At 43.5% G+C, this 26,461-nt stretch carries 21 protein-coding genes and 1 pseudogene; 19 read left to right on the top strand and 3 right to left on the bottom strand.

Annotated features, from left to right (window positions below):
- Positions 1 to 135: 135 nt before the first annotated feature.
- A complete protein-coding gene (accC, locus tag HUU58_14800; GenBank protein NUN46943.1) occupies positions 136 to 1,641 on the bottom strand; it encodes an acetyl-CoA carboxylase biotin carboxylase subunit in 1,506 nt (501 codons plus the stop codon).
- 117 nt (positions 1,642 to 1,758) lie between these two features.
- Between accC and HUU58_14795 the strand changes: the two genes are divergently transcribed.
- On the top strand, positions 1,759 to 2,520 hold the full coding sequence (locus HUU58_14795; protein ID NUN46942.1) for a class I SAM-dependent methyltransferase: 762 nt from the start codon (positions 1,759 to 1,761) through the stop codon (positions 2,518 to 2,520).
- Positions 2,521 to 2,526: 6 nt separating this feature from the next.
- Here HUU58_14795 and HUU58_14790 read toward each other — a convergent pair whose 3' ends face one another.
- Both HUU58_14790 and HUU58_14785 read right to left on the bottom strand, forming a co-directional pair.
- Positions 2,527 to 3,411 (bottom strand): transglutaminase domain-containing protein, encoded by an 885-nt coding sequence (locus HUU58_14790; GenBank protein NUN46941.1) that lies wholly within the window; start codon positions 3,409 to 3,411, stop codon positions 2,527 to 2,529.
- A gap of 1 nt (position 3,412) precedes the next feature.
- Positions 3,413 to 5,450, bottom strand: a pseudogene (locus HUU58_14785) (S9 family peptidase).
- Between the two features lie 710 nt (positions 5,451 to 6,160).
- Between HUU58_14785 and HUU58_14780 the strand changes: the two are divergent.
- The 18 genes from HUU58_14780 to HUU58_14695 form a co-directional block, all read left to right on the top strand.
- On the top strand, positions 6,161 to 7,381 hold the full coding sequence (locus HUU58_14780; GenBank protein NUN46940.1) for a glycosyltransferase family 4 protein: 1,221 nt from the start codon (positions 6,161 to 6,163) through the stop codon (positions 7,379 to 7,381).
- Between the two features lie 70 nt (positions 7,382 to 7,451).
- On the top strand, positions 7,452 to 8,663 hold the full coding sequence (locus tag HUU58_14775) for a glycosyltransferase (GenBank protein ID NUN46939.1): 1,212 nt from the start codon (positions 7,452 to 7,454) through the stop codon (positions 8,661 to 8,663).
- Positions 8,660 to 10,375 (top strand): asparagine synthase, encoded by a 1,716-nt coding sequence (locus tag HUU58_14770; protein ID NUN46938.1) that lies wholly within the window; start codon positions 8,660 to 8,662, stop codon positions 10,373 to 10,375. The genes HUU58_14775 and HUU58_14770 overlap by 4 nt, the downstream gene beginning before the upstream one ends.
- Positions 10,366 to 11,583, top strand: a complete 1,218-nt coding sequence (locus HUU58_14765; GenBank protein NUN46937.1) for a glycosyltransferase family 4 protein — start codon at positions 10,366 to 10,368, stop codon at positions 11,581 to 11,583. Before HUU58_14770 ends, HUU58_14765 begins: the two co-directional genes overlap by 10 nt.
- A gap of 42 nt (positions 11,584 to 11,625) precedes the next feature.
- Positions 11,626 to 12,891 carry an oligosaccharide flippase family protein gene (locus HUU58_14760; protein NUN46936.1) on the top strand — a complete coding sequence of 422 codons (1,266 nt, stop codon included), beginning with the start codon at positions 11,626 to 11,628 and terminating at the stop codon, positions 12,889 to 12,891.
- A 359-nt stretch (positions 12,892 to 13,250) separates the two neighbouring features.
- A complete protein-coding gene (locus tag HUU58_14755) occupies positions 13,251 to 14,081 on the top strand; it encodes a phosphocholine cytidylyltransferase family protein (protein NUN46935.1) in 831 nt (276 codons plus the stop codon).
- A gap of 244 nt (positions 14,082 to 14,325) precedes the next feature.
- Positions 14,326 to 14,916, top strand: coding sequence for a D-sedoheptulose 7-phosphate isomerase (gene gmhA / locus HUU58_14750; GenBank protein ID NUN46934.1), 591 nt, complete (start codon positions 14,326 to 14,328; stop codon positions 14,914 to 14,916).
- A gap of 15 nt (positions 14,917 to 14,931) precedes the next feature.
- Entirely contained in the window at positions 14,932 to 16,191 is a 1,260-nt protein-coding gene (locus HUU58_14745) for a CDP-alcohol phosphatidyltransferase family protein (protein NUN46933.1), read from the top strand.
- Positions 16,192 to 16,490: 299 nt separating this feature from the next.
- Positions 16,491 to 17,372 carry a CDP-alcohol phosphatidyltransferase family protein gene (locus HUU58_14740; GenBank protein ID NUN46932.1) on the top strand — a complete coding sequence of 294 codons (882 nt, stop codon included), beginning with the start codon at positions 16,491 to 16,493 and terminating at the stop codon, positions 17,370 to 17,372.
- Between the two features lie 45 nt (positions 17,373 to 17,417).
- Entirely contained in the window at positions 17,418 to 19,013 is a 1,596-nt protein-coding gene (aepX, locus tag HUU58_14735; protein NUN46931.1) for a phosphoenolpyruvate mutase, read from the top strand.
- Position 19,014: 1 nt separating this feature from the next.
- On the top strand, positions 19,015 to 20,145 hold the full coding sequence (gene aepY, locus HUU58_14730) for a phosphonopyruvate decarboxylase (protein ID NUN46930.1): 1,131 nt from the start codon (positions 19,015 to 19,017) through the stop codon (positions 20,143 to 20,145).
- A 256-nt stretch (positions 20,146 to 20,401) separates the two neighbouring features.
- On the top strand, positions 20,402 to 21,142 hold the full coding sequence (locus HUU58_14725; GenBank protein ID NUN46929.1) for a hypothetical protein: 741 nt from the start codon (positions 20,402 to 20,404) through the stop codon (positions 21,140 to 21,142).
- Entirely contained in the window at positions 21,139 to 21,807 is a 669-nt protein-coding gene (locus HUU58_14720) for a hypothetical protein (protein ID NUN46928.1), read from the top strand. Before HUU58_14725 ends, HUU58_14720 begins: the two co-directional genes overlap by 4 nt.
- Positions 21,808 to 21,824: 17 nt before the next feature.
- Positions 21,825 to 22,541: a phosphocholine cytidylyltransferase family protein gene (locus HUU58_14715; protein NUN46927.1), complete on the top strand. Its 717-nt coding sequence runs from the start codon at positions 21,825 to 21,827 to the stop codon at positions 22,539 to 22,541.
- Positions 22,538 to 23,647, top strand: a complete 1,110-nt coding sequence (locus tag HUU58_14710) for a phosphonoacetaldehyde reductase (GenBank protein NUN46926.1) — start codon at positions 22,538 to 22,540, stop codon at positions 23,645 to 23,647. The genes HUU58_14715 and HUU58_14710 overlap by 4 nt, the downstream gene beginning before the upstream one ends.
- A gap of 8 nt (positions 23,648 to 23,655) precedes the next feature.
- Positions 23,656 to 24,927, top strand: coding sequence for an oligosaccharide flippase family protein (locus HUU58_14705; protein ID NUN46925.1), 1,272 nt, complete (start codon positions 23,656 to 23,658; stop codon positions 24,925 to 24,927).
- 615 nt (positions 24,928 to 25,542) lie between these two features.
- Positions 25,543 to 26,190, top strand: a complete 648-nt coding sequence (locus HUU58_14700) for a CDP-alcohol phosphatidyltransferase family protein (GenBank protein NUN46924.1) — start codon at positions 25,543 to 25,545, stop codon at positions 26,188 to 26,190.
- Positions 26,187 to 26,461: hypothetical protein (locus HUU58_14695; protein NUN46923.1), on the top strand; the 275-nt coding region annotated here is incomplete at its 3' end. The genes HUU58_14700 and HUU58_14695, both read left to right, overlap by 4 nt.

The following is a 26,461-nucleotide window of genomic DNA, read 5'->3' as shown; positions in this document are numbered from 1 at the left end:
CAGGAAGCTACCGAAAAACCCGCAGAGCCTGCAGCGAAGTAATATTTGAAAATGATGATAAAAAAAGGCGGCCGATGAGCCGCCTTTTTTGTTTATGTTTCACACATTCTGTTATGCATACCGCTAAAACATACCTTAGTTACGGTTTCGCCTCCATCGGCTGGATTTGGGAGAGGAAGCTGTCAATGCGTCCGTACTGATTTTCATATCACGTTTTTTTGCAAAGTCATGAACAGCCGCGGCAATGGCGGCCATTTTTTCTTCTTTATGCTGAAGTTTTTCCGGAGTGAATTCCTTTCCCACGAAACTGGTATCAAAATCGCCGGAGCGAAATTTTTCGTTTTCCATTACAAAAAGACAAAACGGAATCGTGGTTTCGACGCCGACAATCGCATACTCACGCAAGGAGCGCCGCATGCGGTTAATGGCTTCTTCACGTGTGGGTCCCCAGGCCGCTAATTTGGATATCATCGGATCATAATAGATCTGGATGGTATCGCCTTCGAAAACGCCGCTGTCTTCGCGAATGCCCGGGCCGTACGACGGTTCCAAATGTTCGATGCGGCCGATGGACGGTGCAAAATTATTTTCGCAATCTTCGGCGTAAATGCGGCTTTCGATAGCATGGCCGTGTATGCGGATGTCCTCCTGCCGGAAGGAAAGCGGTTCGCCGGATGCAATGCGTATCTGCTCTTTGACGATATCAATGCCGGTGACCATTTCCGTGACGGGATGCTCGACTTGCAAACGTGTATTCATTTCGAGAAAATAAAAATTCATATCCGCATCCACGAGAAACTCCATCGTACCGGCATTGTAGTAATTGACGGCTTGCGCCAAACGAACGGCGGATTCGCCCATACGTTTACGCATTTCCGGTGTTACGATGGCCGAGGGCGCTTCTTCGATCACTTTCTGGTGACGGCGCTGTATGGAGCATTCGCGTTCGCCGAGATACACCATGTTGCCGTGTTGATCGCCGATGATTTGGATTTCGATGTGCCGCGGTTTAGTGACATATTTTTCGATGAAAACGGTATCGTCACCGAAGGCATTGAGCGCTTCGCCGCGTGCGCGATCGATCGCTTCGCTGAGTTCTTCGATTTTTTGAACCACGCGCATGCCTTTACCGCCGCCGCCGGCCGCCGCCTTGATCAAAACAGGAAAGCCGATTTTTTCGGCGATCGTGATGGCTTCGTTTTTATCTTTGATACCGGATTCGGTACCGGGCACGGTCGGAACATTCATTTTTTTGGCCAGCGTTCTGGCCGCGGTTTTACTGCCCATCTGCGCCATCGCTTCCGACGACGGGCCGATAAAAATAATACCGTTTTGAATGACCAGATCGGCAAAATCTTCATTTTCACTGAGGAAACCGTATCCGGGATGAATCGCATCCGCGCCGGATTTTTTGGCAACTTCGATGATTTTGTCCATGCGCAGATAGCTTTTATTGGACGGCGGTTCGCCGATACAATAGGCTTCGTCCGCTAAACGAACGTGTGCCGCCGTACGATCCGCTTCGGAAAAAACGGCGACAGTTTTTATATTCATTTCCCGGCATGCCCGGATGACGCGTATGGCTATCTCACCGCGATTGGCGATGAGAATTTTTTTGATGGTGCGATGGGTTATGCTCATAAGTATTATAGTTCTTTCAGAAAAGCAGTTTTGATAAATTGATAAAATTATCCTTGCACCCGTAAATTTAACCCAATAGTTTTCATTATTCAATAGCCAACTCCAAAGGAGATACCTATGTCGGCTTCTACGGCTTATCCTGAATTTGTAGCACGATTTTATGATACGGTGTATGCCAAAATACGTACATCCATAGATCATGATTTTTACGTCGAAGAAACAACCCGCGCGCAAGGCTCTGTTTTGGAAGTCGGCGTGGGAACGGGGCGGCTTTTTATGGAAGCGCTGCGTGCCGGTGCGGATATCTACGGACTGGATGCCAGTGCAACGATGATTCGCACCTTACAAGCCAAACTTGATGCCAAAGAAAAGCAACGTGTGAGTGTCGCGGATGTGCGCGATTTTACGATGGATCGCCGTTTTGCGTTGATTGTCGCGCCGTTTCGCGTTTTCACGCATCTTCGTACGGTGGATGAGCAACTTGCGGCGTTAGCCTGCATCAAAGATCATTTGGAACCCGGCGGTACATTAATTTTGGATGTTTTTAATCCGGACCCGGTATTGTGCTCACAAGGCCGTGAATCCACGTTGGATTTCGACGGGGAATGGGCGCCGGGTCAACGTCTCAAACGATTTACCACTGTCGTCCCGGATTTCATGCACCAAATCAATCATGTGACGATGCGTTATGTCTGGGATGAAAACGGTACGACGCACGATGAATCGTGGTCATTTCGGGTACGTTATTATTTCCGATTTGAACTGGAGCATTTGATTTACCGGAGCGGGTTGGCGCTGGAGACAATGTACGGCGGATTTGATCGTACGGCCTTTGATGAAAACTCAAAAGAACTGATTGCCGTTTGTAAAAGCAATTGAGGTTGTTTACCGGGTTCGCAGTTTTTCTTTGATGATCCAGTCCACTTCGTGTTTGGCAACTTCGAGGCTGTCACCGAGTACGAGTGAAATGTTGTATTTTTCCGCGCGACCGATTTTAAAACGTTTGGGTTTGCGTGCGTCGGTCGTGCCGGCGGATTCGGCGATAAAAAAACGCTTCTGATTATGTTCAATATATTGGCCTGTAAAATTTCCATGAATAGCGACCGTTGCATGATCTATGGAGGCAATCGTACGTGTGGGTACGACCAGTACCGCTTCAATGCCGGCCGTCGTAAGTAGCGAATACGCTAGAACAGCTAAATCTTCACAATCCCCTCCGCCTTCGTACAACGTCTCCAGCGGCATTTTGGTGTAAGCACGGTTTTCGGATTGATACGGTATGCACTGAACAAAATCCATGATGGCCTGTGCATTTTTTTCCAGATGAAGCGTATCGTTTGTTTTTACGCCGATACTGTCGAGGATCATGCGCAGATGTTTTTCATGCGGCATCACATGATCTACTAATTCCAGAAAATGCGATTCCTGTTTGCGACGTTTCTGCTCCAGATAACGTTTGGTATCGTAGATGATATTAAACATTTTGTCGTGATAATAATACTGACGTTCGCTTTCCATCGGATAATTAAGCCCGCTCTGCAGTGGAATGAATGTTTGCAGCGAGTCGGCAAATTGTTTCGCGTGTTCGTATTCGGGATAAATAGCCTGGAGTTGCGCATGGGATTCGGCTAATGCGTTGCGTGTTTTCCATAAATCAAGATCCATAGGACGGTAATATTTTTCATACGCATAATAACCGACGATCCCGCCGCCGGTGGCTGCCGAAAACAGTACGATAAAAAAATAAAGTAAAACTTTTTTCCACGTCATATCAAGAACGTCCGGATGGTTTGGTTTTTTCAATAATAAAAGCATAATCGAAAGCGATCTCTAACAAATAATCATAACGACCCGAAGCGCCGCTATGGCCAAAATCCATGTGGGTGCGCATTAGAAGGTCGTTGCGATCGGTTTTCATACGCCGCAGTTTGGCAACCCACTTGGCCGGCTCCCAATAACTTACGCGCGGATCATTCAGTCCGGCCGTTACGAGGATATGAGGGTACGCTTGACGTTTAACGTTTTCGTAAGGCGCGTAAGACATCATATAGTCAAAATAAGCGGGATCATTGGGGTTGCCCCATTCTTCGTATTCGGTGATGGTCAGAGGCAGGTTGGGATCAAGCATGGTATTGACCACATCCACGAAAGGAACATGGGCTACGACCGCTCCGAAGAGATCGGGTTGCATATTGATCACGGCGCCCATCAGAAGACCGCCGGCGCTTCCGCCCATAATGGCTAATTGAGCGGGTGTCGTATAGCCTTGCGAAATCAGATGCCTTGCGCAGGCGATAAAATCGGTGAATGTATTTTTTTTGTGAAGAAATTTTCCGTCTTCGTACCATTTGCGCCCGAGATCATCACCGCCGCGAATATGAGCTATGGCAAAAACAAAACCGCGGTCCAGTAAACTGATGCGATGCGAAGCAAATTGCGGATCAATACAAATGCCGTACGAACCGTAACCATATAATAGTGCCGGTGTCGGTTTGTTCGGTAAGCGATCTTTTTTGTAAACGATGGACATGGGAATTAACGTGCCATCCGTCGCTTGTACCAAAATGCGTTCGCTGGAATAGTCGTTGGCATCATAACCTGCCACTTCTTCCCGTTTACGTATCGTTAGTTCTCTTTTCTTAATGTCGTAATCCATCACCGTGGACGGCGTTACAAGCGAAGTATAGTTCAAACGAAAAAACGATGCGTTGTAATCCGGATTGCGCAAAGGCGTATAACTATACACGGGCTCCGGAAAAAGCACGGTATGTTCAGTTCGATCGGGTTGCGTGCGAATGGTTATGCTTTTGAGGCCGTTGGTACGTGTATGAATAACTATAAAATCCCGGAGCAATGACTTCGCGCCAATTTTGTTTATTTGTCCGATCTGCAGGTGTTTCCATCAGACGAAAATTAACAGCCTGATCATTGGTCGTGATAAAAAAGCGATCCTCCCAATGTTCGACGTTATACTCATGACCCTGCACACGTTCCTGAAATACTTGAAACGGTTTGTCGGGATGATCCGCATTCAAAAAATGTACTTCGGTTGTTGTTTTACTGGCCAATGTTATCAAAAGAAAACGCCCGCTGCGCGATTTGGTAAGGTCAAGATAGTACCGTTCATCGGGTTCTTCGTACACAAGTTGATCGGATGTTAATTCTGAGCCGATACTGTGCCGATACACCCGATGCGGGCGAAGGCTTGGATCAAGCGTCGTATAAAAAATCGTTGCACTGTCGTTGGCCCACTCCAAACCGTAATACGTATTCGGAATGTGTTCGGGGGATAATTCTCCGGTTTCCAGATTTTTGATGTAAAGTGTGAATTGTTCTGATCCGTCATGATCTATAGTAAATGCGAGCCAACGGTGATCCGGACTGACACGGTAGGCGCCGAGTGCAAGATAGGGTGTATGACTGGCCAGAGTGTTGAGGTCAAGTAGTACGGCTTCGTTTTCCTCGCCGTTTTTTTTACGGCAATAGATTTTATACTGCTTGTCCTTCTCCGTCCGGTAATAATATAGAAACTCACCGATTTGTTCAGGGACGGATCGGTCGTCCTCCTGAATGCGGCTGAGCATTTCGCGATACAGCGTATCTTGCAAAGCCTCAGTAGGTTTCATCAAGGCGTCTGTATATACATTTTCAGCTTCCAGATAGGCAATAACTTCCGGATTTTCTTTGTCGCGCAACCAATAATAATCGTCCGTAAGTGATTTACCGATATGCGTTACACGATGTGGCTTTATTGGTGCTACCGGAGGCTTGGGTTTTGAGGAGAAGATAGAACGAAAAAAATTAATCATGGTGTGTGTAATTTTAATATGGCAGTGTGAAAAAAATGGAACTCTAAATATAAATAACGAACGGTCGTTTTGACTTCTGTATTACCTTTTTTGAATCAAAGCGGTTCAATATACATTCGTAACAAATTATATCATATAGCTTTTTAAGTCAGGGAATCTTGAATAAATAGTAGGTACGAATCCTTAAAATTAATTGTAATTATGCAATCGGCGCATTGGCTTATTGATCACCGCCAATTGTCTCTACACTAAGAAAATAAAACCTGGTTAGTACGATATTCATCCATGCATGCCATTTTTTTATGGCAGTGTGAAATATTTCAACTAATTATGCAGCGATGATAACGTCATTATAATAGATAATTCCTTGAAAATTTTAGAGGCAATTGCAGATGTGTGTGGCATAGCTATTGCTCGATAAGTCGTCGCAGTGAATTTCCTTTGAAAAATTGATTGAAATCCAACACCTGAAGATTTGTACATACCTATGATTAGGTCAATTTTGGGAAAAGGAATAAATGTGAATAACGGGTATGAGATATATCTGTCTGACAGAAGTGGAGTTAGATCGGCAATGTATATAATAAACATATTAAATCGTTAATAATGATTTAATATGTACCTAATTTGGCAGTCCTATACTCATTCTGTGTTACCTATTTATTGTGATTTAAATAACAATTTTACGGATTTATTCTTACTGGAGTCGTATGCGAATTCTTGTCGTTGCAATGAAATTTTTTCCGGCCAGCGGGGGCAGCGCGACCTACGCACATCATCTTGCTCAGGGCCTTCATAATCAGGGTCATCAGGTTCGTTTACTGGCGCCTCAATATAAGCGAAAAATCATTTCTGAACGTTCCGATTACGAGATCATACGCATGCCGTTAACCAATGAGGCATGGTACGGTATCCGCATTATCTTTGCGACGATTTCTATTATAAGGCATTATTGGAAATTTCGTCCGGATGTCATATGGAGCTCAACATTTGCAGGTTGCCGCTCCACGGCAGTGCTGGCTTTTTTACCCGGCCGTTGGATCGGTACAATTCACGGTGGCGGTATGTTGCGCTCCGATAATTCTCGAGGCTTTTTCGCCGGTTTATCGACGTGGTTGGGTAACTTGTTCATTCGACGTGCCGACGCTATTGTTACGATTAGTAATGAAGCCGAAAAATTGATTCGTAATACTATGCCTGAAAAAATATTGCAATCCAAGCTGAAAGTCATATACAATGGTATCGCATTTGATCCGACAGCTGTAAAAACAAAGGAAGAAGCGCTGACGCTTTGGCCGCAATGGCGCAATCGAAAGATCGTATTAACGGTCGGCCGTCTTGTCGAGGCCAAAGGTCATGACCTTGTTATTGAAGCTGTGCATCGTTTGCGGTACGAAATTCCTGAAATACTCTATATCATTGTCGGTGAGGGGAACACGCGTAAAAATCTTGAAATGCAGGTCAAAAAATTAGGTTTGGAAAATCATGTTTTTTTTGCCGGTTATGTTGAGGCTTCACTGCTGGAAAATTATTATGCAGTGGCGGATGTTTTTGCCATGTCGGGTCGTGTCACCCGTGAATTCGTTGAAGGTTTCGGTTTGGTTTTTGTCGAAGCCGGTATGCGTGGCAAAGCGGTTATCGGTACGAAAGTCGGCGGCATTACGGAAGCCATTCGCGACGGTTATAGCGGTTTGCTTATCGCTCCGGAAAATGTGGAGAGCTTGAGCGAGGCCGTCAAAAAACTTATTTTCCGTCCGGAAGAAACCGCAGTGCTGGGGAAACAAGGCCGTGAATGGACGATTAATAATTTTTCGTTGGATGTAATGGCGCGTCACAATGATAAACTGTTATTTGAGATTTTTTGGCGTAAACGAGAAATCAGCCGCTCGGCCCACATATTTTCTGTCGAATCCGTCGAATTTTCCAAATAAAAAAAAGTACGATGAACTATGCGTTTTTTTTCGTTATTTGAGGCCAATCGAACGGAAAATCGCATAAGTCATGAATAAAGAAATTTTATATTTGATCGGTGTTTTTCCGCGTCGATCGGAGACATTTATTTTTCGCGAAGTGGAAGTGATGCGTCGCATTACACCGATCCGTGTTGTTACGTTTTCTAAAAATACCCTGGATGCATTTGACGATCCAGGCCGCATACTTGATACGGTTGAATCGCCGGATCGTACAATACATAAAGAGGCGTTGAAGTATTTCTTACGACGACCGTTGCGTTCGGTGCGATGCATTGCCGGATGGTTTTTACTTCCGCATCGTAATGCAGGTAAGCGATGGAAAGCAATTAAAAAATCGGCGTATGCGTTATGGTTGCTTGATCTTATAGAAAAAAAACCGACGCAACACATACATGTTCATTTTTTGGGATGGGTTTCTGAAGTGGCTCTTGTAGTCAGTCGGATAACGGGCATACCGTGGAGCGCATCAGCGCATGCAAATGATATTTACGTTTACCGTAACGCTCTGAAAAATAAACTTTCTGAAGCATCATTTGTATCAACGTGCACGGCTTACAATCGTCAAACGCTTTTGACATATAACGATCTAGCGCATAAAATTCACCTAGATTATCATGGCATTCCTACGAGTATTTTTAATGATTTTATTCGACCACAAAAAGATCCAACGTTACCTTTTAAAATAATAACGGTTGGGCGGTTGGTCGAAAAAAAAGGATTTAATTATTTGATCCGTGCGTGTGGTGTATTAAAAAAACGCGGTTTTCGTTTTGAATTGATTTTGATCGGCGACGGACCGCTAAGGGAATCGTTGTCGGTAGCCATTCAACAGGAACATGTATCCGATTGTGTGACCATGGCCGGTGAACTAAATAACACCCAGGTTCTACGAGAAATAGCATCGGCGGCTCTTTTTGTTATGCCGTCAATTATTACATCCAACGGTGACCGGGATGGTATCCCCAATGTGATCATTGAGGCAATGTTTCTTAAAACACCGGTGGTGGCAACTGATGTATCGGGCATTCCGGAAGTCGTGAAACACCGGGAAACCGGGCTACTCTGTGAACCTGCGAATGCGTTGGCGCTGGCGGATGCCATGTCTGAAAGTTTAACCCAGTCTGATCAGACGCGTGCATGCATGGCATCAGCATATCAGTTTGTAAATAATTATTTTGATATGGAAAAAAACGTGCGTCGTTTGTATGAACATATTGTACCTTCCGAAAAAAACTTATGAATAATAACGACTCCGTTTACTTTATTGCGTTTTTCGGCGATAAGCCGCCGGAGTATTTTGAAAACCATGTCGCGCGGTATGCTGCCGGTATCGGTTTGACCTATCGTTTGGAAAAGCAAAATAATGCGAAGATGATGTTTGTTAAAGCCAGCTTGGGAACGATTCAGAATCCGGCCGATATTTTATTTTCAGATACACATCCGAATGGAAACTTTCGCCAAAATTCACATTACTTACATTGGGAAACCACGACCGAAGAGATAACGGTTTATTGTGCGCCGTGGATAGTAAAACAAATTTATTATGCCCGTTGCGGAAACGGTTGGTTGATTTCCGATGATTTGCGGTTAATGATTGGTTTTGCCTCGCCTGAAATAGACGAAGTCGTGCTCTATGCATGTTTACAATTTAATAGCGCTCCGGCACCGCTTACGCTTTTCCGATCCATTCGTCGTACACGCCCGGGTTGTGCGTATCGTTTTTCGTTTAAAGCGGTGATTGAAGATACCCATTACCGCATTCCGCCGTTGGAAAATAAGACATATAATGAAGCGTACCAGGACACGCAAAAGACGCTCTCGGACACGATTCACTCTATACCGGATAGGTCGGTTTTATTTTTTAGCGGCGGCGTGGATTCGGCTTTAATCATGGCGTATGCCGGAGCAATACAAAAAAAAATCGAACCGGTATTTTTGAGTTTTGGGTCGGACGATCCTGAGCTTTCGGTGGCGAGCGCCATAAGTACGTATTTGGGAATGCCGCTTCATGTCGCAGAGTTTACGATGGAGCAAGCCGAAACCCAAATGGCGCGTATCGGCCTTACGTATTCATTTCCGTTTTGTGATTACGCGACATTGCCTTCTATGGTGTTAGCCGAATACGTCGCTCAAAAATTTCCCAGACATAGCGCTATTGATGGTACCGGTGCAGACGGATTGCACGGCGGTTTGACGGCATATACAAAATGGCAACGGCGCTATCGCTCACCGTATCTTGTACGTAAAATGAAGTCATGGATGTACCGGAGTTTGTCGCTTTGGCGTTATGACACGGCATGGAGCGCTACTTTGGCTAAACACAAGTTATCGGCGGAATGGCCGTTGCCTGTGGCGTGGTACTTGGCACGTAATCCGTTTAATGGTATTCTTTATACCATACCGGATTCGGTAAAAAAAGAAGTTTTGCGATATATTTTGGATCAACCAATGTATCATGAACAAAATTTATTGGCCAATTATGCTGCGTCGGATATCCAGATGGCCTGCACCGGTAAAGCCGGAGCTAAACTTTATGACAGTATGATACGATTTGGGAATCGTATGATTTATCCCTATCTTTCGCCTGAATTTGTTGATAATGGCTTGAGCTTGCCGTTTTCGATCAAATGCCGAAACGGCGTTAATAAATCAATACTCAAATCCATGTTAGCTCAAAATATTCCGAATGACTTGGTTTATCGAAAAAAGAAAGGTTTTACTCCGCCGATGCACAAAATTTTTTCAGAACCGCGAATTCGGGCATATATAGAAAACACGGTGTGGAAAAAAGATAATCCTTTGCTTTCGTTTGTAGATCATGGTCAACTTAATGTGTTATGGAGGGCTACGGCTCCATCGCAAACACGATTGCCGCGACGCGCTTATGAATTTATGTGGAATGTCACGGCACTTTCTTTGTGGCTTGATCAGGTAAAAAAATTGTGGAAATGAATTCACACTTCTCAGAGCCCATATCTAAGTCGCGTATCCTATTCCTTGAGCAGTCGTTGACGCACGGCGGAGGAGCCCGTAGTTTATTTTATATTCTACGTTTTCTTGATAAAGAGCAGTTTGAGGCTTTTATTGCTGTACCGGAAAAAGAAGGCCTTCTCAATACGCGCGTTCAGGAAGAAAAACTGGCGACCATCTTATATGAGCCGCATCTGCGCATCGGGATGACATCGCATCAAGCTCGAGGCTTCTTACGGTGGATCAAGCCGGTTTTGCAAGTGCGCGATTTCATAGCGGTGAGTTTTTTTTATTTACCGTCTCTGATTCGTAAGCACCATATTGCACTGATACATGCCAATACTACCGCGACACGTTTTATTGGTACCATTGCGGGATGGGTAACAAAAATTCCTGTGATTTGGCATTTACGCAATGTGCCCGACGGCTTGTCGCGTGTAGGGATAGCTTTTTTTAGCCGATGGTCCTCATTAAAATCCGTTATTGCGGTATCGGAGCATACGGCTAAACTTTTTCCGGTACCTTCACATAAAAAAAATGTGGTTTACAATTCAATAGATTTCGATGAATTTGATCCTACGCGGATACGCAGTAGGCTGCGCGAGGAGTATCATATTCCGCTAACGGCTTTTGTCGTCGGCGCGTGCGGGAGACCGCTTCCTAAAAAAGGTTATCATGTATTGATAACCGCTGTTGCTGAGATGATCAGGCAGTTCCCTGAAAAAGATATTCGCTGTGTTATTGTCGGCGGCCAAAATTCGAGTAAACAACAGGCGTATGATGCATCGCTGCACGCACAAGTACATTCACTGGCTTTGATCGATCGTGTTATTTTTATCGGATTCAAATCGGATGTGCGTCCATACGTATGCGGCATGGATGTGCTAGCGATACCTTCGTTGTGGGATGAACCGTTTGGTCGCACGGCGCTCGAAGCGATGGCGCTCCAAGTGCCTGTCATCGGATTTCGCCGTGGCGGTATCCCGGAAGTAATCGGCGATGAGGGGAACGGATTGATCGTCGAAAGTGGCGATGTGAAAGGGCTTGCAAACGCTATGATTCGTCTGATGAATAATCCGCAGGAGCGTGCCGCCATGGCCCAATCGGCGAGACGTCGTGCGGTTACGCACTTTGATGCGTTCACCAAAACACGCGCGATCGAAGATATTTTTAAGTTAGCAATGCAATAAAAACATGTGTAAAAAAACGATCTGGGATAAGGTTTATTGCATGTGAATAAATTACTTGAACAATCACTGCGGATTTTGGCCGGACGCATGAGTGTGTCTTTTGTGTCGGTACTTTTTACGGTTTATTTTGCGTATGTGCTGGATAAAGCCACTTTTGCTTTGATTGCATTGTACACCACGCTGAGTACTCTGGCGCAAGTAGTGATTGATTTAGGTCTATCCTACAAAGTGATACGCGAAGCGCCGGCACTGATGAATGCCGGAAAAACGGACGAAGCAATGCGTACGATCATTTTTCCGTCTGTTTTTTTACGTATTGCGGCATCGCTGATCGTTTTGATTGTGATTTTTTTATTTTTCTTTTTTATACGCGCACATTTTACCCAAACTTTTCCCGATCTTTCGGCGCCATATATTCTCACGATCGCGGGGTTTTCGATTTTTTTTGAATGCCTGAGCACGATATCCATACAGCTATTCCAAATTCGTCGCCAATTTGGGCTTAATTCCATTCTCAATGGTTCGGCGCAGACCTTGGAAAATATACTGGCTACGATTTTGTACATCTATGCGGGGATGAATCATTATTTTACTGGTGTTCTTTTGGCGCAAGGCGCTATAGCCCTTTTGCGTTTCTGGTTTGTTCGGCAGTTATTGGCGTGGTATCCCCATGAGGTTCGGATGAAAACAATGCGGCCCATGCTTAAATATTATTTTCCCATGTACGTGCGGCGTTTTTTCCGTTTTGGATTTTTACAAGGCGAGCAATTGCTGGTTGCCCTTATGTTACCATTGGAGCAAGTAGCCAATTTCAATTTAGCTAAACGTTTTTCCAAATACATGAAGGCGTATTTAGAAGCTTTTTCGGACCCATTATCCGTCCGATTATCCCGAACGCGCGATATATCTGTCAGGCAGCAGTACCAAAAAACATTTTATATGTTTACGATTCCGGTACCTCTGATTTTAGCGATTCTGAGTCCGTGGATCATGAAGTATGGCGGCGGAGAAAAATATGCCGACTATTGGCCTATTTTATCCATTCTTTTTGTTTCTTACTCTATATCCGCGCTTTCTATTTTTCAATTTACGGTTGTTACTATTTTGGGTCAACCTCAGGAAGCGCTCAAACGTGATGTCATCGGCAGTATAACCGGTCTGTCGGCTACATTTGCACTGATATGGTTTTACGGAGAATATGGCCTCGCATGGGGTCAGGTCATCACTTATCTTACGCTTTATATCACGGGATACCACATCTCTCAAAAATATTTACGAAATCAAGACTCGGTGCACACAACCTTGTAAGCCTCCTGCTGTTTAATTTTATCTTCTTTTCTGGCTTTTTTCTTCTCCGCAGATAAACCGACCTTCTCTCGTTTTTATAACGGTTAGTTGTGTCTTAAATCACACAAATACATTTATTTGAACGCCGAAATGCAAGTTTTTTATTGCACCTGCAAGTTCAATGTTTCGCGTGCATGCAACAATTTGGTAACATGCTTTAATAATTCGGTAATAATTTTTAATTAAATCAATAAAAAACAATACATAGCAAGGTTTGTTCTATTTTCAATTACTTTGGCATGTAGATTGCATAATAATTGAATGTCACAATGAATAAAGTGATAAAAAAAGTAGAAAATAAGAGAACTGGAGATATTAAAATGAAAGCATTCATCTTAGCAGCAGGACAAGGCAAGCGGTTGCTTCCTCTTACGGCTGAAACGCCTAAAACGTTGGTGGATGTTAAAGGTACAACCATTCTGGAATACCAGCTGGTTACACTTGCAAGCTGCGGTGTCAAAGATGTGGTTATCATCGGTGGTTTTGAAATTGAGAAATTGAAAAATTACGCCGAACGTTATATCGCTATTCACGGCCTTGATATACGTCTCAAAATGGTCAACAACAAAGATTACGCAACAACCAATAATCTTTTTTCGCTTTGGTTAGCCAAAGATGAAATGACGACGGAATTTGTTGTTATCAATGGCGATAACGTATTTGAACGTAAAGCATTATCCAAAGTCATTGCACAAAAAGACATGAATGTCAGTATAGCCATTCACAAAAACCCGGCTTACGACAACGAAGATATGAAGGTTCGTATCAATGGTGATCGCGTGATAGAAATCAGCAAAGAAATCGATAACTATGCTGCTAACGGCGAATCTATCGGTCTCCGTGCGTTTCGTAATTCCGGTATCGAAGCTTTTAAGCAAGCTTTGGATTCGGCCATGATCAAAGACGTTACGCGCAATGCGTTTTTTGTGCGTGCTATCCAGCACATGATTGATATGGGCGAAAATGTTGGTTGGGTGGATGTCACGGATTTCAAATACGGTGAGTTAGATTTTTTTGAAGACCTGCATCACTTAGAAATCGAAATGTCCGGACTGATGAAACAAACAATCATGTTGCACACCAATCCTGCCGGATTGTATGCGCGTACCAATGGTTTGTATCAACCACTGATGATGAAAAACGTCGGATAACAGTAAATCGATATATAATCTTTTTAAAATCTTGGCTTAATCAAGCCAAGATTTTTTATTTAATTTTTCTTCATAAAACCGCCAGTGCCGCGATTACAAATTTCCACATCGGTAACGAATTCATTGTAAATTTAAAACAACTTTCGTAAAATCCATCGCACTTTTTATGCGCAGGACTTTATCTAATGCGCATATCCGTTCGACACTCATCCTCACGATACCATGGTTTTATTATAGAGGTAAAATGGAATACCAGAATTTGACAAAAATTTCAGATGTCATTCGCAGTTCGATCCGTGTCAAAGAAGAAATATTGACGCAGCCGGTATTATTGGATACTATAGCAAAAACGGCTGAGATCATGATCAAGGCACTGAATGAAGAGAAAAAAATCCTGTTTTGCGGAAACGGGGGAAGTGCCGCCGATGCACAGCATCTGGCCGCCGAATTGAGTGGTCGGTTTTATATGGACCGCAGACCTTTGCCGGCAGAGGCGTTGCACGTAAACTCGTCCTACCTCACCGCCATTGCCAATGATTATAGCTACGATGTGGTGTTTTCAAGGTTAGTCGAGGGCATGGGGCAATCGGGCGACGTTCTGATCGGATTATCAACTTCAGGGAACTCAAAAAACATCTTGAATGCTATGCTAGCGGCAAAACAAAAAAATATGATAGCTGTGGGAATGACCGGCACGACGGGGGGCAAGATGAAGGATGTGTGTGATTATCTTATCAATGTGCCTTCTAACGATACGCCGCGTATCCAGGAGTCGCACATTATGATCGGTCACATACTGTGTGAAATTATCGAAAACACGATGTTTAAAAAATAATTATATTTTACCCCGATGAATAAGCAAAACCAAAACGAGCAACGACTGGCGGTCATTGATGCCCGTTCAGATCAATCTGAGATTACTGTTTTTTCTATTTCGCTGTTAGAGCGCAATTTGCGATTACTGGCTTTGTACGGAATAACTCAGACGGTTATTATAACCAACGATGACAGGCGAGTTAAGTTCAGAGAAGATTTTGGCCGGTTTAAGCCTATAACATATCGAATACACCCCTCGCCTAAATTATTGATAGATGCATTAAAAGAGGTGCCTGAAATTCAGGACAACACCTTCGTGTTGCTTCAGGGAAATGCGATTTATCAGGAGGCATTGATAGATCAGGCTATTCAAGCCCAAAGCAATACGACGTTTGCTAACTCGCAAAAGAAAATGCCGGGATTGCTGCGTCTAGACGCAAATGCGCTCCAAAATTTGGATGTTTCCTGCAATGATGTCGGAGTATTGGCGGCGGCATTAGCTGAAAATAGGAAAATTAGCGTTGTTGATGTAGCTCGGACTATGGTTTATATGCGCAATTTGCGTAAGTCTATCCACCCTTATGCATTTGAAGTGCACGATAAAAGAGCAGCGTCGGAAGCGGAAGCGTACTTATTTGAAGTCACGCATTATGGCGCAATTGATGTTGTAGCGAAGTATTTTTACAAAGTATTGTCAAAAGTATTGGTTAAATGGATAGCGAAGACGCATATCACTCCCAACCAAATTACCTATACAAGCATACTTTTTGCTTTTACAGTGGCGCCGCTATTTGCTTTTGGTTTATTAACGTGGGGTATCGCGCATGCTATCGTGGTCAGTATTCTCGATGTATGTGACGGTAAATTAGCGCGTTTTACATATCGCACCAGCGATCAAGGCGATAAGCTGGATCATGTGGCTGATCGTATCAATATATATCTGTATTATGTGGGCTTTGGTATCGGGCTCAAAGTAGCGGGATTTTTAGATTCGTGGCAGACGACGTTTTATTTGATTTCGGCTGTAGTTGGCGGTCATATTCTTGACAAGTTAGCCGCGCGTGCTTTTCGTTATTATCATAAAATGCGAATTCATGACTTCTCGCCGTTGGATGGCTATGCACGTCTTTTTTTACCGCGGCGTAATATTTTCATCTATATGATGATGGTCGGGCTTGTTATCGGTAAGCCGGTAGCAACATACATCGCGTATGCCTGCTGGATGATGGTGTATGTTGTTTTTCATTTTGGGCGCGTTATTGTTGAAAAGCCAAAAAAAGAACGGACTAATTAAGGAACCTCATGCTGGGTTGTATTGACATAACGGATGGAATGCCGAAGCATAAAGTTTGGAGCCTGACCTCGCTTACACGTGCCATACGTCAGTTACAAAAATTTGGGTGTGAAGAAGTAATTCTCGTTGGAACAGCATCGAGTACTTTCGATTTACCAATCATAAAAGACGTAGTAATCCATCGTATAGAAGCAGGAAAATCTCAAGATGCAGATATTCAACCTATCATATCGCGACATGATAGCGTACTATGGTTACGAAGTACGCATGCATACGATACACGGATTTTTTCCGAACTTATGAGATCCCAAGAAAATGCTGCATATATTGGGACCGATGACCGGCTCTTGGCCGCTTGGATTCATTCTTCCGTTTTGAACGGTGGGCATGGTGAATCTGATATTCAGAAGTCCTGCTCAGTCCAAATTCGTCCGGAAGATATAGACCCGCATATTCTCTCTCTGCGCGTTTATGTACCAGCGATTGCGGCGGATATGCGTATGAAGGAGGAGGTGCGCCGTGCAGAAAAATTATTTTTTGACGCGTCGGTCAAAGGTGTCATGGATGTTTTATATACGTACGTTTATGTGCGCATCGTTGCTAGGCTCATGCGCATAATACCTTTGGTACCTCTGACTCCCAATCAGATTACTATCGGTTATCTTTTTATCGCGGCGGGCGCCTTTATGGCGTACGCGCAGGGACAATGGGCGCTCGGCTTGGCATTGAGCGCATTCACGATGATATGTGATGCGTGGGATGGGGTTTTGGCGCGTTTGACATTTCAGTCAAGCCGATTAGGTCATTGGTTGGACAAGGTTTCTCATTCGATTTATCATCCGTTGTGGTATGTCGCTATAGCTTATCATCTCGGCGCCGGCATGGTTTGGTCATGGCCTATGGTAAATGCGGTAGCGCTCGTTTTTCTTTTTTTTATAATGAAACCTATTACGATCCGATACAATCGTCGCTACGGTCGGTCTATATATGACACCTCGGATTTGAATCGTAAACTTCGATTATTCAGCGGTACCCGATGGAATATGAATATGATCTTAATGGGTATCGGTTTAGGAATGGACATGTTTACGGAATCATTTTATTTTATAACGTTGTACGGCTTTTTAAGTGTATGTTATTGGATTACGCAGTATTATTTAATGCCTTCAAACCACAAATAAGCTTTATTAATAAATATTAACCCACACTTGTTATAGGAACATGCCATGAATAAAACGACACTACTTAAAAACATGATCCGCTCCAAAGAACTGGAGTTCATCATGGAAGCGCATAACGGATTATCAGCTAAAATCGTAGAAGAAGCGGGATTTAAGGGGATTTGGGGCAGCGGTTTGTCCATATCGGCATCGCTGGGCGTGCGTGATAATAATGAAGCTTCCTGGACGCAGGTGTTGGATGTATGCGAATACATCAGCGATGCCACGACGATTCCTATGCTGTTGGACGGCGATACGGGATATGGAAATTTTAATAATATGCGACGCTTGGTACAAAAACTGGAACAACGAAATGTAGCCGGCGTCTGTATCGAAGACAAATTATTTCCCAAAACCAATTCTTTTATTTCCGGCGAAGCGCAACCGTTGGCGGATGTGGATGAGTTTTGCGGCAAAATCAAGGCCGGGCGCGACAGCCAGAAAGACGATGATTTTGTTATCGTAGCGCGTATCGAAGCCTTCATTGCAGGATGGGGACTGGATGAAGCGCTACGTCGCGGCGAAGCGTATCGTCAGGCGGGTGCAGATGCCGTGCTCGTGCACAGCAAAAAATCCAATCCATCGGATATCGAAGCGTTTATGAAAGAGTGGGCCGGCCGACTCCCGGTCGTTATTGTGCCGACGAAGTATTATTCAACGCCGACGGATTTATATCGGCAGATCGGTATCAGTATGGTCATCTGGGCGAATCATAATATTCGTACCTCAATCACAGCGATGCAGGCCACTTCCAAACGAATTTTTGAAGAGCAATCGTTGATCAATGTTGAAGATAAAGTGGCCTCGGTGAATGAAATATTTCGCCTGCAAAATGCAGATGAACTTGAAGCGGCCGAAGATAAATACCTCCCCGCATCCGGTAAAAATGTCAATTCGATTATTTTAGCCGCTTCGGAAGGTAACAATCTGAAAGAACTCACCAAAGATATACCGAAGGTGTTGCTCAAGGTCCAAGGCAAAACATTGCTGGCACGTACTACGGACGAATTTAATCGCGTCGGGATCAAAGATATTACCGTGGTTCGCGGATATAAAAAAGATACGATCAAAGCGACCAATATCAAAACGATCGATAATGAAGCGTATGCCTCCACGAAGGAGTTGTACAGCTTGTATCTGGCGAAAAACGAACTTAAAGAAAACACGGTTATTGCCTACGGTGACATTGTCTTTAAAAGTTATATTTTAAATGATTTGCTCAACGACAATAACGATGTTACGATCGTGGTGGATAGTGACGTACAAATGACACCCGGATATAAAGATTATGTGCGGGCCGAGCGTGCGCACTCCAAAAACCTGTTTCAGGATTCAGTTAAATTTGTCCGTATGTCCACCAATCTGAAATCGGAAGAAATTCACGGTGAGTTTGTCGGTCTGTGGAAGGTCAATACGCATGGTGCCGCTGCGGTCAAACAAGCCATGGAAACATTATCCAAAAATCCGGAATTTAAGAATCTGCGTATGGCCGATCTTTTTAATGAAATCGCTAAAACCACGACCATAGCTGTAAAATACATACGCGGCTCATGGCTGGACATTGATGACGTGGTCAAACTTCAAAAAGCGGGAGATATGTAATATGCTCAGTACACGCGTTTTCGGCGAAGAATTGAAAAGGAAAGGCTATGACTTTTACAGCGGCGTTCCATGTTCGTTCTTAAAAGATCTGATCAATTATGCGATTAACGAATGCGATTATGTGATGGCCACCAATGAGGGTGACGCTGTAGCGGCATGTGCCGGCGCATATCTCGGTGGTCGTAAATCGGTATTCCTCTGTCAAAATTCCGGTCTGACCAATGCAACGTCACCGCTTACATCGCTGACCTGGACATTCCAATTACCCGTTTTAGGTATTGTCAGTTTGCGGGGCGAACCGGGATTAAGTGATGAACCGCAGCACGAGCTGATGGGGCCGATCACGACTAAAATGCTCGATTTGATGGAAATACCGTGGGAGTATCTCGCATCTGACAATAATGAGGCGGTAAAACAAATCGAGCGCGCCGACAATATCATCAAACAGAACAAAACGTTTTTCTTTGTTGTAAAAAAAGGAACGTTTGAAAAAGAAGAGTTAAAACCGCAGACGCTGAAGTCACCTGCGAATGTTCGTAGAATAGTTAAAACTACCGATGAACAAAAACCCAAACGTACGGAAGCTTTAGCGCGCATCAATGCCGTCAAAGATCAGCACACCGTTCACTTGGCCACAACGGGTAAAACAGGGCGTGAACTGTATGAAGTCGAAGATGCGTCGAATAATTTGTACATGGTCGGATCAATGGGTTGCATCAGTAATTTGGGGTTAGGTTTAGCGCTCGCCAAACCGCAGAAAAAAATCATCGCAATTGACGGGGATGGTGCTTTCCTGATGCGTATGGGTTCTATCGCAACCAATGCGTATTACAGTCCTTCTAATTTGTGCCATATCTTACTCGATAATAACGTACACGATTCTACCGGAGGCCAGGCGACGGTTTCGCATATGATTCATTTTGTTGACCTTGCTGCATCAGTAGGATACACCCATGCGATACACGTTCATTCGCTGGATGAACTGGAACAGCGGATCAAAGAATGGAAGACAAATGGTGGATTGACCTTTTTGTATATGAGAATATCAAAAGGGTCGCCGCCGGAACTGGGACGTCCTAAGGTGAAACCATACCAAGTCAAAGAACGGTTGATGGCGTTTTTGAGATCATGATAGCGATAATACGTTCGCATTACAATCAAGTAATGTTGAAAATGGTCGTTGAATAACAACAATCTTTAATGATTAATGTCGATTAGAAAAACAAATTAATTGCAAGAACCTGACCGTGCTCTCTGACGGCGAATTTGTGGCTCCAGTTGGCATTAGTTTTCCAACGCGTGATTAGGTTGAACAATCAACTAATTTATCGATTTCCCTTCGTGAATACAGGTTGTGCGAAGAGACGAGGAGGTAAGAGGTGTATTTTTTGAATGTACGTTATTATATATTTACACTTTGCTTTATTACTGTCTCGCTTTGGGCTCAAGCTGATACAAGTCACCAGATCGAGCAACAACTGATTTTGAAAACCAGCATAAGCGTCATGCCATTGGGTGACAATATTGGTTCGGACAAGTATGTGAAAAGTTTTGGTAATCCGATGGGTTATAACGCATTACTTACTTACGAAGTGGTGCACAAGCAGCGATGGCGATACGGAATATCATTTGGTCTGCATTACACAAAAGATAAAATAGATACCGGCGGCAAAAAGAGACTGATGAATGGCACTTATGCTAAACTCTATTTGTGGCATCATTATCCAATGTTTTTAACATCGTTGAGTGCTGAATATCAGTTTCTCCAGACCAAATACATATCTCTTGGGGCGGGTATCGAGTTTTCTTATGCCAATATTTGGGTCTCCAAAATACGTTATGGGCATGGTCATGGGTACGGTTATTCCACATTTAACAATATGCGCGGCGATGGCTATTTTGGATCGGGAGCATTAAAGTTACGTCACTCTATAAGTAACTCCGTGTCGGTTGTTGGTGCAGGTCAAATTGCATTTATGTCTACTGCTGTTTTGAAAGAAAATGATGATTTGTATTCGGAAACATCAGCTGTGCGATTCCCAGCTGTTGGGATTTACTGGGCTTTTGGAATTGAGATATTACTAAGTAAACATCAAGGCTTACCTTTTCATAATGGAGATAGCCAATGAACATATTCGTTTGCATTGTGGTTTGGTTCTTCTTCCCATTGATAATATATACACAAGAAATGACCAAGCCGATTATTCGAATTAGTTATGGATGCATGACGTTCAGCGAGAATAAAGACCTATTAGGCTTTTATAAGAAGCGTCACCCTGCGCTTCGCGAATCAGCGAAGCCAGTGTATGGCATAGGCTTTGCAATTTTTAATACGATTCCGATTTCCAATGGTTTTCATCTTCGCTTTGGCCCAAGCATTTATTATTACTATCGAAAACGTATTGATTCAGAACCTCTTCTTGCAGGCGAGCGTCGTTCGGAGCACAATTACTTTGTACCGGATATAGTGGTGACGGGTGAGTATTGCTTGTATCGCACCAATCTCATAAGAGTTTTTGGAGGCCTTTCAGCGCACTATCATTGGATACTGCGATCAAAAACAAAAATCTATTATGGTTGGGATGACGGCTATTTTGATGCGAAAAGCCTATCAGGTCATGGTTTCTATACGGACGTAGCGATAAATGCAAAAATTCAAGTGAATCCTTCGTTGCACATATCGCCCTATTTATCATATACGCTTTTTTCACAGACTCAGATCGGAGATCAAAAAGTCAAAATTGTATATCCCTATGGCTTTCGTTGGGGGATTGCAGCAGAATTTACATTATAAACAACGGAATTTATTTCATGAATATTACCAAAGCTGTTATTGTTGCGGCCGGATTGTCCAGCCGTTTGTATCCGTTGACCTTGGAGCGGCCTAAAGGGTTGCTGAAAGTCAATGAAGAAGAATTGCTCCTTCGTTCCGTAAAGGCCCTACGTGCGATGGGTATACAGGAAATTGCTGTCGTGGTCGGATACAAAAAAGAAATGATCATGGATACGTTGGGGCGGGATATCACTTACATTGCCAATCCTTTTTATCAGCAATGCAACAACATGGGTTCGCTTTGGTTTGCAAAAAACTGGATCGCTGCCGATCCGATCGTCTATCTCCATGGGGATATTATTTATCACAACGATATTTTGAAACTTAACTATACAGACGCCTTGCAACACGATTGTGCGCTGGATCTGATTACTGATTTTGGCCCGGTCAATGAGGAAGCGATGAAAGTTCGGGTCACAGCCGAGCATATGTTGATCGAATCCAATAAGGGTATTCCGCTTCACGAAGCGGCGGGAGAGTGGACAGGTATTGCGTTTATCAAAGATCCTAAAGCCGCGCTGGCGTACATGGAAAAGATCATGTTTGAGGAAGGTTTGAATTACTATGATACGCATGCCTTTACGCGTATGGCGCATCAAGGTTTTCAAATTTATTGCAGCTCCACGCGCAATTTACCATGGCTCGAAATTGATTTTCTTGAGGATTACGAGCGTGCGAAGGAAATTTTCAAATGAACGCGTTTACTTATTATAATCCGGTCACTATCCGTTTTGGTACAGGTACATTGGCGGAAATAAACCGCTGGGTCGGTAATCGGCGTGTATTGCTCGTGACGACAGCGGGCTTTATCAAACGAGGTATTCTGGATCAACTTGGATCTTTGACCGGTCAGATCGCCGGTGTTTTGGATCAGATACCTCCGAATCCTACATTTGTAGCACTACGTGATTTGTATGCTACGGCGTGGGAAAAAGAATTTGATGTGATCGTCGCGCTCGGCGGAGGAAGTGTGATGGACGGCGCAAAAGCGCTTTCGGTATACGATGACTCGCATCAGTTTGATATCGTAGAAGGCATCATTCGCGGAACGCGTGCTAAATCCGGTTATAAACTGAAACCCATGATCGCCATTCCTACGACGGCCGGCACAGGCAGTGAGTTGACACCATGGGCTACGGTTTGGGACATGGAGGAAAAGAAAAAATATTCGCTGCATTTGCCGAATCTTTGGGCTGAAGCATGTATCTGTGACCCGGAACTTACGCTCAGTCTTCCACGCGATATAACTGTCCAAACCTCATTGGATGCCTTGTCGCAAGCATTGGAAGCCATTTGGAATAAAAACGCAAACCCTATTTCTACGCGGTATGCGATTACAGCCGCGCGGGAAATCATGACTACTTTGCCTTTGTTGGCTGATGATTTGCCCAATCTCGAATTACGAACACGACAAATGTGGGGCAGTCTGAATACGGCGTTGGCCTTTTCTAATACTCAAACCGCGGTTGCGCATGCCATTTCTTACTATGTTACCGCGCAAAAGGGAACCCCGCACGGGATTGCATGCAGTTTTACGTTACCCGACATTATTGATACGATGGCCGGCGTCCATTCGGAGGTAGATTTTGCTTTGAATGCGATTTTTGGTGCTCAGGGCGGCGATGCGGTACGAAATCTTTTGAAATTATTGCGAGTGTCGACGCATCCGGCAGATTATGGATTATCCAAAAAAGATTTGTCATTGATCCGTCAATCACTTACGGGTAATATCCGCGCCGGTAACAGTTTAGTCCCGGTTGAACCGCTATTTGACCGCCTCGAGAAGCATCTCGTCGCATGAACTCACTGATGAAAAAGTCCTTTCGGATATTGCTTGGACGTTCCTCCGTCGGGCTTCTGAGTGTGCTTTTCATGATCTACTTTGCATATGAATTTTCAAAAGTTATTTTTGCGTTGATTGCAATGTATGAAGTGGCTGTAAGCTTCGTAAAAGTCATTGCGGATGTGGGCTTGCACTATCGTAAAATACGCGAAGCGCCGCCATTATTAAAAGACGGGAAAATCGAAGAAGCCGTGCGTGAAATTATTTGGCCGGCGGTTTTTACACGGATGGTTGTAGCATTATTTTCGTCATGTTTTTTTTTAGTAATGTGTACACTGTGGCGAGATGATCTTCAAGTTTCATTTCCGGAACTGAATATCACGTGGGTGATATACTTGTGTACGCTGCATCTGTTTTTCACTGTTTGTGAAGGTATTTTATCGTCTGTTTTTAATGTCCGTCAGCTTTTTGGAACAGATGCCTTCCTGGAAACTTCCAGCAATCTCGTTGAGCGTATTTTTGCGACTGTGTTTTATCTATGGCTCGGACTGAATCATTATTTTACCGGCATCACTATAGCCATGTTTCTGACGTTGCTGGTCCGCTTATATTATGTCCGCGATTACTTCAAATATGCTCGTATTTCTGAACTGCAGCTCGGAAAAATGTGGGAGGTTGTCAAAGTATATTGGCCGTTTTATCTGAGGAAATTTTTCAGGCTGGGCTTCAAGCAAGGCGAACAGTTGATCATACCTGCGATGTTACCGCTGGAGCAATTAGCTAATTTTCGTTTAGCCAACAAAACAGCGGGAATGCTGCGCCAATACATTCAGGCTTTTTCTGATCCTTTGACAGTCAAACTTTCACAAACGCGCGATATTAATGTTAGACAGAATTACATACGAACGTATTTGGCTTTTACGTTACCACCTCCGATTATTTTATGTATTCTTAGCCCTTGGATTATGCCGATAATGGGAGGGGCGAAGTATGCTGATGCGTGGGGCATCATGGCGGTTGTATTTGGCGGATATATTTTCTTTTCACTGTCTGCTTTACAGCTGACCATCATATCGATTTTTGGTAAACCGACTGAATTTTTAATGCGTGATGCGGTTGGCGGGGTGGTCGGGTTAGTTGCTACGTTTATATTTATTTCAATATTCGGAGAGTACGGCGTAGCTTGGGGGCAAACTCTATCGTATGCGATTTTGTTTTTTGTCGGTTATCGTATCGCAAATCGTTATGTGAAATCGGTTCGAGAAAATGCGGTCGGCAACAATGGAAACAATGTCTGATTTGAAGTTTTTATTCAAAAAACGAGTTAAACATGTGCTGCTTTTAAATAGTATTTTTTTGACTCTCTGCGAAATAAACTTAGAGACGATGATAAAAAAAGCTACCGTTTTTCGGTAGCTCTACAGGGTAGTAAAAAATGTTAATTTTTTTTTTGTTAAGAATTGGGAAGTGTTTGAGACGCTGAAATATCATTATTCATTGGACTAACCAAATTTTTTCTTGAATTATTTATGTCCCAAGGTAAAATGTTGAGATAATTACCCCCAGTATCTCCATTTATCAGAGTTCTGTCATAAACTCTGAGAAAATGAGTCTGGTCAGGGTTAGGACCGATAAAAACATCATAACTTGACGCCGTATTGTAAAAAAGACTTGCTGTAGCGTCACCATCATAATAACTAGAGAAATTAATTATTTATTCTAATAGAAATAGTTCTGTAGATAATAAAAAACAATAGGCTTTTAATTGATAAACTCATAATTTCCAAAAAAATGATTGCAAGTATTTTAAAAATACTTGGGATTAGTTATTACATAATAACATAGAATGTTGTTATTCATAAATGATTGACCAAGAAAATAAGTCTATCTACATATATTTTATATAGGCCAATATGAAACTTTTAAATCTTGCCAATTCGATCACTATAGCACGCATAGGTGTCCTCTATATGACGGTTGTGTTGATCTATACACAGCGCCCGATGTGGCTTATCGTGGCTGTTTTGCTAGCTATCCTGATTATCGTAATGGATGCGTTGGACGGTTATGTTGCGCGCAAGCGCAATGAAGTGACGCAGTTTGGCGGAGTACTTGATATTACCGGTGATCGTATTGTCGAAAATGTTTTTTGGATCGTCTTTGCCGATCTGGACATCATACCGATGTGGATACCGATCATCGTGATGTCGCGCGGTTTTATGACGGATGCGATTCGTAGCCAGGCCTTGGCCGACGGCAAAACGGCTTTTGGGGAAAACACAATGATGCAGTCTGAAATAGGAAAATTCTTAGTTTCAGGCCGGTTTATGCGCGCCTTTTATGGTGTTATCAAAGCCGTTACATTTCCTTATCTGATATTGGTTTTACTGGCTAAAGAGCAGCATCTGCGGGATGCTAATTTACAGGAATACCTATGGGTTTCATCATTGACTTATACCGGAGGTCTTATACTTGCCGTTATCACTACGGCCGTGAGTCTCCTGCGAGGTATCCCGGTTTTACTTGAGGGGAAACAGTTTTTTGTAAAGGATAAACCGTGAGCCGTCGTATAGCTTTTTTTGATATTGACGGTACGATCACGCGGCACTCATCCGAGCGGCTCTTCATTCGCTATCTGCTTCAAAAAAAAATTATATCGTATTCCGATCTGGTATTGGCTACGCTGCGGTATTCGTGCAAACATCCGACGAATTTAAAAAACGGATTTAAACAAAATAAAATGTATTTACGCGGATTAGATGCTGAAATGATTCGTCAACATGCAGCTCAATGTTTTGATGAGTTCATTCGCCCGTCCATTAAGCCGCTAAT

Source organism: bacterium (genome assembly GCA_013360215.1).
GTDB lineage: Bacteria > CLD3 > CLD3 > SB21 > SB21 > JABWCP01.
This window is presented reverse-complemented; position numbering and strand designations above follow the sequence as displayed.